This is a genomic window from Cellulomonas sp. (assembly GCF_036279715.1).
Lineage (GTDB): Bacteria > Actinomycetota > Actinomycetes > Actinomycetales > Cellulomonadaceae > Cellulomonas_A.
Window position 1 is genome coordinate 1 of the sequence record NZ_DASUIR010000129.1, and the last position, 8,565, is coordinate 8,565.

Consider the following 8,565-nt stretch of genomic DNA (forward strand, 5'->3'; position numbering starts at 1 on the left):
CCCGGCGGTCGAGATCTCGGTCGACGTCATCCGGCAGGAGTAGGCGGGTGGCGGCTGAACCGGCCGCCGCCTACGCCATCGACGCGATCTGGATGAGGTTCCCGCACGTGTCGTCCAGCACCGCGGTCACCATCGGCCCCAGCTCGAGCGGTTCCTGGGTGAACCGCACGCCGAGCGCGACGAGCCGGGCGTGCTCGGCGCGCGCGTCGTCGACGCCGAACGACGTGAACGGGATGCCGTCGGCCACCAATGCTGCCTTGAACACGCGCGCGGCCGGGTGTGCGTCCGGCTCGAGGACCAGCTCGACGCCGTCCGGCTCGCCCGGTCCGACGACGGTGAGCCAGCGGTGATCGCCTGACGGCTCGAGGTCAGGCCGTGCTTCATCCTGCGCTGTCCCGCTCAGGTCGGCCGGGCGACGGCTTCCCGGACCAGCCGCACCGCCTCGGACGCGTCGGCGGCCACCATGGCGCCGGGCGCCGGAAGGTGCCAGCCGCCCACGGTGACCACCGGCATGCCGGTCCGTACCGCGAGGGCGATCTCGCTGAGCGTCCCCCACGAGCCTCCGACGGCGACGACGACGTCGGCGGCCCGCACCACGAGGGCGTTCCGCAGCTCGCCGAGCCCGGTGGGCACCAGCACGGTGTGCTCCGCGCTGCCGGATGCCCGGTCCGACCCCGGCAGCAGCCCGAGGCTCATCCCGCCGGCCCGCCGGGCACCCTCTGCGGCCGCGCGCATGACGCCGCCCATCCCGCCGGTGACGATCGTCGCGCCGGCGCGGGCCAGCGCCTCGGCGATCTGCGTTGCGGTCGCGACGTCGTCGGGCGTCGCCGCGGAGTCGGGCCCGACGACGGCGACGTATGCCCCGGTGAGATCAGCCACGCTGGCCTCCTGTGAGTGATCGCGCAGACGAGACGGTCATCGCATGGATGCCCTCGTCGCCCAGTTCCGGCATCACGGGATTCAGTCTGCCCGCCGGCAGTGAGTCGCGGCGCTTGCCCGAGCGACTACGACCCCGGTGGGACGAAATCGGCGAACGCAATGATGTTGTCGTCATAGTGATGCGTCTGCGCATTCCACGACCCACCGCAGGTGATCAGTCGTAGTCCGGCGACGTCGATGTTGCCGTAGACCAGATCAGTGGGGAACGTGTCCTTGGCGAACTGCTCGACCCGAGTCACTCGGAACGCGGCGATGCTGCCGTCCTCGCGCGTGACGGAGACAGTGTCGCCGGGCTTCAGGTTGCGCAGGTGGTAGAAGACGCCGGGCCCCTTCCAGTCGACATGCCCCGCGATGATCGCGGGCCCCAGCTCACCGGGAGTTGGTGCACCGGTGTACCAACCGGCGGGGAATCCGCTCGGCGGAACCTCCATCGTCCCGTCGGCCTTCAGCCCGAGGTCCATCAGTGGGGAGTCCACCCCGATCGCCGGGATCTGCAGGCGTACGGGCTTGGACTTGGCCAGGTGGGGGGCTTCGACCGGGGTCGGCGTGGGGACGCTTGGCGCGGCAACGCTCGGGGAGGGGGCGCTCGGCGACAGGACACTCGGACCGACAAGCGCCGCCGACGGCCCGGTGTCCGCCGGACCAGAGCAGCCGGCGACGGCGAGGGTGATTGCAGCGATCAGGACGCCGCGCGCCACCACCCGAGCGCCGGTGTGACGCGGCGAGAGCCGCTCGGTGTGGTGGCGCATGCGGTGCGGAGTCAGCTGTCGAGGCGGCGACGCCGAACGACAACCACGGTCACCCCGGCGATCGTCGCGATCGCCAGCGCGCCGATGGCCGCTGCCGGAGCAGTGCTCGTGCCGGCCGCGGTGCTGCCATCACCCGTGGAGACCGCCCCCGCGGGGACCGCCGCGACCTGTCGCGTCGGCGTGGGCTTGGGCGCGGGTGTCGGGGTGGTGGTGGGTGTCGGGGTCGACGTCGGCGCAGGAGCGGCCGCGCACGTCGGCTTCGTGATGGTGTTCGCGTCCAGCGTCACGGCGCCGTTGCGGGCCAGGACCCGGCCTTCAACGGTCGCACCGGTGTTGAGGGTGATGCTTGTCAGCGCCAGGATGGTTCCCAGGAAGTGTGAGCCGCTACCGAGCGTGGCCGAGCTCGTGACCTGCCAGAAGACGTTGCAGGCCTGGGCGCCGTTGATGAGGGCGACGTTGCTGTCCGATGCCGTGATGAGCGTGGAGGCGGCAGTGAAGACGAACACCGCGTTCGGGTCACCCTGGGCGTCGAGCGTGAGCGTGTTGGTGATGCCGAAGGTGCCTGAACTGTAGACACCGGGCAGAAGTGTCGAGCCACCCAGCTCGGTGGGGAGCGCAGTAGCAGGCGACTGACCCGCGGCATTGAGGTAGGCGACGGTGAGATCAGCCTGGGCGCCGAGAGCGACGGCATCGGCGGCGTGGACGGTGCCGGTCGGCTGTGTCACCGTGCTGAATCCGGTGATCGCGTCGGCGGCGCCCGGGGAGAGCCCCACGTCACCACTGAGCGTGGTCGCGCCGGTGTTGCTGATGAGCGTGCCCGCCAGGACCACGAAGCTGTCGGCGGTACCGAGGGGCACAGCGGTGGCCGCCGCCTGAGCTGTTGCCGGCAGCGCCACCAGCAGCGCCAGTGCTGCAGCGGAGGCGACACCGAATCGCGCGTTTCTCGCGTTCGTCTGGAACCTGGAGCGCTTCATCTTTGATCCTCCGTGGTCCGACCCGCGTGAAACCGAACGCGGTGCACGCGGCGTAGCGAAGTCTTCTGATCTGATGGCTCGCGCGTCGGCCACGGTGGATCGGGATCACACCTGACGAGTTCGAGGGAACTCGGCGCTGACAGGCCCCTTCCCGCGCTCGAACATGCGCCCTATAGCGCTTGACTCTACCGGCCGGTCCAGACTCTCGCCCCGCGGCCGCACCCGGCAGACCTGGCTGATCCGGAACCTGTCCACTGCGGTTCGACGTCCTCGTGGGACCGGGGCCGCGTCTCGACCGCCGTCAGATGCCGTGGCGTGACGTCGACATCGACCCGCTTGCCGCGGGGCAGGCAGTTGTCCGGACCTACGGCTCCGACCAGAGTCGGTCGATCGGAACGGTGTGCAGCCGGTCTTCGTGGGTGTACGCCCGCTCACCGGTGTACAGCGCGACGCCGGCAATGAAGGCGTCGCCGAGCGTGTCGCGGAGTTTGCGCATCCCACGGAAGTCATCTCCGGGCACGCGTCCGGCGGCCTTGATCTCGAACGCGACCACGGCGCCGTCGTCACGTTCGACGACCAGGTCGACCGAGTGTCTGTCGTAGGTGCGCCAGTGGCCGGCGCCGGCGATCCCGTCCATCCAGGACGCCTCCTTGAGCAGCTCGCCGACGACGAAGGTCTCCAGGAGGTGACCGAACTCCGTCAGGGATGTCGCGTCGCGGCGGGCGAGCTTGTCGGGGGTGAGTCGCAGGAGTCGTCCAGCGACTCCTGAGTCGAGGACGTGCAGCTTGGGGGCGTTGGCTGAACGGCTGGTGAGCGTCGTACCCCAGGCAGGGAGGAGGTAGATCAGGAAGACGCTCTCCAGGAGCCGGATGTAGTCCCGGGCCGTGTGCGGATCGATCCCGACGTCATTCGCTGCGGTCGTTGCATTGAGGACCTGTGCGGTCTGTCCGGCCAGGCGTTGGAGGAGGGCTGGCAGGGCGCGCGCCTGACGCACCTTGCTCAGCTCGCGGACGTCCCGCTCGAGCGTCAGGCGGACATAGTCGTCGAACCACCGGTTGCGGGCGGGCTCCGTGTGCCGCGCCAGGGCCAGGGGGAACCCACCGCGAGCGAGGCGCGCGATGTAGTCCTCGCGTTTTGTCGATGACGGCCGTCCCGTGATCGCCACCTCCGGTTCTGCGAACAGTCGAGCGAGCAGATCGGGTGCCGTCCCCTCGAGCTCGCTCTGTGCGAGCGGGTAGATCGCCATGCGGTGCAGCCGACCGGTCAGCGCCTGCGCGGCTACCGGCAGGGACTCGTGTCGGGCCGACCCCGTGAGGATGAACTGGCCCGGCCGTGTCGACCGGTTGAGCTGCGCCTTGATCGCATCGAGGACGGCCGGTGCGTGCTGGTACTCGTCGATGCAGGTCAGCCCGCTGGAGGCGATCATCGTGGTCGGGTCGGTGAGCGTGGCATCGCGGGTTGCGAGATCGTCCAGATCGAGGAGCTCTCCGTTGAGGTGTTCGGCGAGTGTCCGCAGTGCGGTGGACTTCCCGACGGCTCTCGGTCCCTCCAGAAGGATGACCGGCTCGTCTGTGAGGCGGTCCAGCACGATGCGGAGGATGCGTCGCTCGACCAGGCCTTGGGGCAGATCCATGGTCCGAGCGTAGCGTGAAGTCCCTTTCTCGCGGACCCTGAACCCCTGATTTCGAGGGTATTGAACCCCTGATCTCGTTGAGTTGGGGTTCTCGCCGCCTCGGGCTTCGCATGAAGTTGCTGCGCTGGCGCCCCGGCAATTGGAGCAGAGCGACGGCGGCGCGCCGACCGACAACGGAGCAGAGCAACTCCGCGGAGAGCGAGGCATGGTGGCGGTCTCGACGTGGGACGGCATCGGCGCTGCCGGCTGTGACGCGCTCCGTGCCCTCATGATGGCGCGCGGCATGCCGTGGGGCGCACCGCAGGTGGCCGACCAGCGCTGAGGCGTTGGTGGCGGCACGGTCGCGTCCTCGCGACGCAGCCTCGACCTGGCCAGTCAGACCGCGCTCGAACCTGTCCCGGACAGCTCGGCGCTTGCCTGCGAGAGCAGCGAGACCGGCGTGCGAAGCCTCGCGGGATCGTACGGCCGGGCCTCGGCGAGGCAGCGCGCCGCGAGGTCCCGCATCGCGCCCATCTGCTCGCGTCCTTCGCGCTGCTGGACGTCGATGGGTCCCACGTGCCCACCGAGCTCGGTCGACTTCCCGGCGCGCGTCACGAGCAGACGCCAGTTCGCGAGCAGGTACTGGAAGTCGTTCAGCTGCTTCTCGGCGGCGATCACCTGCTCGGCCACCTCTCGCAGGGCGCCGCTCGTGCCGGTCAGCGAGGCTGTGACGGCCTCGGTGCCTTCCTCGAGCGCACGACAGAGCAGGGGGACGTAGCTGATGCCTTCGGGTGACGCCCGACCCTCCGCGACCTCGACGGCGAACGATGTCGCCATGTCGTTGTGGAGCCGGGCCAGCGCGATCCGGAAGCGCAGCTCCATGACCCAGCCGTGCACGTCCTCCAGTCGCAGCGCGAGGGCCCGGATCTTGGCTCCCAGCTCATCGGAGACGCTCGACATCGCTGAGGCGGTGCGGGTGAGCACGGGGGCGCGGTCCGCGACGATCGCAGACGCGCGGGACGCCGAGCCGGTCGAGGCGCTCAGGCCTGCCAGAGTCGTCATGGCGTCCTTCGAGGCAGCGCTGAGGCTGGCGGCCAGGTCGAGGTAGCCGTCCAGCAGGACGAGGAGCGATGACAGCTCGACGTCGAGCGTGTGTGTCGCTCCGAGGAGTGCGCCAAGCCCTCCGGGCACGTCGGGCCGCTCTGCCGAGAGCTGGGAGAGCGTGGCCCGTGCGGACACCTCGGCGGGCAGGAGGTAGCGCAGGAAGTCGCCGTATCCCGGGAAGCCGAGTCCCGCGAGCTGTTCGGCGATGACCGCCGCGCCGATCCGTGCGGCGGCCGGCCTGCCGTGGCCTTGCTCGCGCGCTGCGTTCTCGATCGCGAGGACCTTCTCGTACACGCCCTTGACGATCTCCCACAGGTCGGGGCGGCAGATCGCCCCGCGCACCGAGAGGAACCCGTCGCCCAGCGGTGTGATCGTCGCGAAGACCCAGTACGCCGAGCCGTCCTTGGCGAGGTTCTTCACGTAGGCGACCATCGGCCGACCTGAGAGCAACCGATCCCACATGATCGTGAACGCACCGGCCGGCATGTCGGGGTGGCGGATGATGTTGTGCGGCGCACCGAGGAGCTCGGAGCGCGAGTAGTGCGACAGCGCGACGAACACGGAGTTCGCGCTCGCGATGATGCCCTTGCGGTCCGTCGTGGAGAAGAACAGTTCGTCGACACCCACAACCCGGTCCGGGTTGGTCGCGGCTGGGTACGTCACTGGGGGGTCCTCTCGCAGGTCCGCCGGCGTCGTTCGGCCAGGTGCCCGTCCATGGTGCACCACCACCGCCGTCGCTCTCAGCCGGACGGTGACGTCAAGCGGGTGAATCGCGCCCTCGTTCGGCCCCAGCGTGGGAGCCACCATGTCTCACCGAGTTCCCCGCACCTGATCATGGCGAAGGGCCCCCTCGTGCATACCTGCAGGTCACGGGCACTAGCGTTGGGCGTCCGGAGTGGAACTGCTACCAGAACTGCCACCCGTCTCCGGCAGTTGGTGAGCATGGTTACGTTGCCCGGCCGTAGCCGAAGACGTGCAGGCTGACGACGTCGATCTCGCGGCGCTGGTCTCCGAAGAACGACCCGAGGCGCACGAGGACCCGGGCGAAGGGATGTTCGCGCGCGGCGCCGGCCTCGTTCCAGTTGGCGTTGGGGACGACGAGGAACAGGTGCTGGGCGTCAGGGGCGATGTGCGTCTTCCAGAGGTCCTTGAGGTCGTGGTTGTTGGTCGTCGTGCCGCCGCGCTCGACCTCGGCGAGGATCCCGCGACCTGGGCCGAGGGCGTAGACGAAGTCCGGTCGAGCGTGGGTGACGAACCCGTCACTCGGAGTGAGGACGACCTCCTCGCGGAATCCGAGGTGCTCCTTCAGGAGCGAGGACACGATCAGTTGGACGGCACTGCTTTGCGCCCGGTGGATGTGCACGAGGTCGATCGCGGCTGCATTGCTCTCCAAGTGCTCGCGGAGTTCGAGTGCGAGTTCGTCCACCTGTTCGAGCTCGGATGCTTCGGCGGGAGTCAGCGCGCTGCGCACGAAGCGCTGATGCCTGATCTCCACGCTCGGAGCTTCACAGCTGCCTCAGCGAGAAGCTAGGGCCGATCGTGTGCGTTCGTGTCGGCACGGCCTCGGGGCGTGACTGCTTGCCTGTCGAAGGAGCGCCCCTGACATCACCTATCGACCGCTAAGTTGTGGGCGCGCCAGTTGCGATCTCGTCGCCGACACACGTCCCAGGCGAAGGTCAGCGTCCCGCAGACGAAGACCCGACAAGCGTCGCCGTTCTGGATCACCGACAAGTCCTATCGACGCTGTGGGTTGAGCCAGAGTGTTCCGGTAGCTGATCCTCAGTGACGGTTGGGACGTCCGATTATTGTTCGGCTCGGAAGTTGCTGCCGAGGTCGGGGCCGGTGCTGAAGTAGTGGCGGAACACGTAGAACAGGGGTTGCCAGCGGCCGGTGTCGACATAGTTCGTGCCAGGAATCACGAGATCGGCGGCCACGTGAACTTGGAGTACGCGGGCTTCGACGATCGCGAATCCTCCCTCGGCCGCCATGTGGATGCCCGTGACGGTGGCTTCCAGTTGCACCGGGCATTCGGCGACGCGGGGCGCTTGGACGAGGTCACTCGGCTGCTCGGTGAGCCCGGCTGCTCGGAACTTGTCCGGTTCGTAACGGAACCGTTCACGTTTGTCGTCGGGCACCGGGTAGCGGCCGGTCAACGGCGCGAGTCGTTCCACGGCTGCCCGCTGCGCCGCCGATGGCAGGTTGATCACCAGATCGGGGCAGCGTTGCAGATTTGGAAGGGTCTGGCCCGTGTCCCCGAAGCCCAGCACCACGGTGTTGCCGAGGTACCAGCTCGACGACATCGGAGCGAGGTTCGCAGTGCCGTCCGGGTTGAGCGTGCTGATCAGCGCAACCGGTGTGCCGAAGTACAGCACGGACGGCTCGATCGTCACGTGCCGCAGACCCGGCTCGATTGTTGCCGTTGCAGGCTGCCCTTCCGGGAGAGATGAGGTCATGTAGCCAGCATCGGTGTCAGACGTTTCGGCCGACGCCGAAATGAACGCCTCCTAGCATTGGGTCATGACCGGGGACGCAGACGTCGCTGGCGTGGCAGCCTTACTGGCCGACCGCGCCCGCGCGGCAATGTGCCTGGCGCTGCTGGACGGGCGGTTTCGCCCGGCGGGGGAACTTGCGCGGCTCGCCGGAGTCAGCGCCTCGACGGCAAGCGAGCACCTCAACCGGCTCCGCACCGGCGGACTGGTCGAAGTGACCGCACAAGGGCGGCACCGCTACTACCACCTCGCCGGCGCCGACGTCGCGGCGGCCGTCGAGGCGCTCAGCGTGCTCGCGGCTCCCGTTCCGGTGCGCTCACTGCGCCAAGCCGCGGCGGGGGAGCGGTTGCGAGCCGGACGCACCTGCTACGACCATCTCGCTGGACAGCTCGGCGTCCGCGTCACCGACACGCTCGTCGCCGCCGGCGTGCTCAGCCCCGAACTCGCCCTCGGCGACCTCGCGCCCCTAGCCCCACTCAACCTCGTGATAACTCCGTCTCGGCACCGGCCCATCGTCCGACCATGCCTCGACTGGACCGAACGTCGCCACCACGTCGCCGGGGCGCTGCCGGCGGCGTTCACGCGCCGCCTGCTCGACCTCGGGTGGCTGCAACGACCCGACAGCGGCCGCGCCATACGCCTGACTTCCGACGGCCGACAACGGCTCGCCGAACTCCTGCCGAGCAAGACCCTCTCCG

At 69.1% G+C, this 8,565-nt stretch carries 8 protein-coding genes and 1 pseudogene; 1 reads left to right on the plus strand and 8 read right to left on the minus strand.

Annotated features, from left to right (window positions below):
- Nucleotides 1-70: 70 nt before the first annotated feature.
- From VFW79_RS12315 to VFW79_RS12350, 8 genes and pseudogenes are all read right to left on the minus strand, one after another.
- A pseudogene (locus tag VFW79_RS12315) lies at nucleotides 71-361 on the minus strand (VOC family protein); the annotation flags it as partial.
- A 38-nt stretch (nucleotides 362-399) separates the two neighbouring features.
- Nucleotides 400-879: a hypothetical protein gene (locus VFW79_RS12320; protein WP_329677583.1), complete on the minus strand. Its 480-nt coding sequence runs from the start codon at nucleotides 877-879 to the stop codon at nucleotides 400-402.
- A 125-nt stretch (nucleotides 880-1,004) separates the two neighbouring features.
- A complete protein-coding gene (locus tag VFW79_RS12325; protein ID WP_329677584.1) occupies nucleotides 1,005-1,688 on the minus strand; it encodes a class F sortase in 684 nt (227 codons plus the stop codon).
- Between the two features lie 11 nt (nucleotides 1,689-1,699).
- The gene (locus VFW79_RS12330) at nucleotides 1,700-2,662 is read right to left on the minus strand and encodes an ice-binding family protein (protein ID WP_329677585.1); all 963 of its coding nucleotides are present in this window, start codon (nucleotides 2,660-2,662) and stop codon (nucleotides 1,700-1,702) included.
- A gap of 364 nt (nucleotides 2,663-3,026) precedes the next feature.
- Nucleotides 3,027-4,295 carry an ATP-binding protein gene (locus tag VFW79_RS12335; protein ID WP_329677586.1) on the minus strand — a complete coding sequence of 423 codons (1,269 nt, stop codon included), beginning with the start codon at nucleotides 4,293-4,295 and terminating at the stop codon, nucleotides 3,027-3,029.
- A 375-nt stretch (nucleotides 4,296-4,670) separates the two neighbouring features.
- Entirely contained in the window at nucleotides 4,671-6,041 is a 1,371-nt protein-coding gene (locus VFW79_RS12340; protein WP_329677587.1) for a PAS domain-containing protein, read from the minus strand.
- Nucleotides 6,042-6,324: 283 nt separating this feature from the next.
- The gene (locus VFW79_RS12345; RefSeq protein ID WP_329677588.1) at nucleotides 6,325-6,699 is read right to left on the minus strand and encodes a hypothetical protein; all 375 of its coding nucleotides are present in this window, start codon (nucleotides 6,697-6,699) and stop codon (nucleotides 6,325-6,327) included.
- Between the two features lie 481 nt (nucleotides 6,700-7,180).
- Complete coding sequence (locus VFW79_RS12350; RefSeq protein ID WP_329677589.1) at nucleotides 7,181-7,831, minus strand: flavin reductase family protein; 651 nt, start codon at nucleotides 7,829-7,831, stop codon at nucleotides 7,181-7,183.
- A 64-nt stretch (nucleotides 7,832-7,895) separates the two neighbouring features.
- On the opposite strand from VFW79_RS12350, the gene VFW79_RS12355 reads away from it, so the two are divergent.
- A partial coding sequence (locus VFW79_RS12355) for a helix-turn-helix domain-containing protein (RefSeq protein ID WP_329677590.1) occupies nucleotides 7,896-8,565 on the plus strand: 670 nt, incomplete at its 3' end.